The following is a 249-nucleotide window of genomic DNA, read 5'->3' as shown; positions in this document are numbered from 1 at the left end:
CGCCACCAGGTCCGCGAGGACCGGCGCGATGTCGCCGCCGCCGGAGCGGTCGAGCGCGGCGACCTCCACCTGTGTGCCGTCCCCGTCCTCACGGGCACGAACCCAGACGCGGCGCGGACGGATGAACAGCGAGCCGAGCAGCCCGACCCGCGCCGCGACGACGCCGCCGAGGGCCACCAGCTTGCCCGGCGTCTGGCTGATCTGGATCCGCTGCCAGTCCTCGAGGCCCTCGAAGGTGACCGTGCCGAG

1 protein-coding gene is annotated in these 249 nt (G+C 74.7%); it reads right to left on the bottom strand.

Going from position 1 to position 249, the window contains the following annotated elements; all coding sequences use genetic code 11:
• A partial coding sequence (locus QWY29_RS20555; protein WP_300963077.1) for a cytochrome c biogenesis ResB family protein occupies window positions 1–249 on the bottom strand: 249 nt, incomplete at both ends.

This window comes from Nocardioides abyssi (genome assembly GCF_030412915.1).
Lineage (GTDB): Bacteria > Actinomycetota > Actinomycetes > Propionibacteriales > Nocardioidaceae > Nocardioides > Nocardioides abyssi.
Note: the sequence above shows the minus strand (reverse complement) of the source record. Positions and strands in the feature narration are given on the sequence as shown.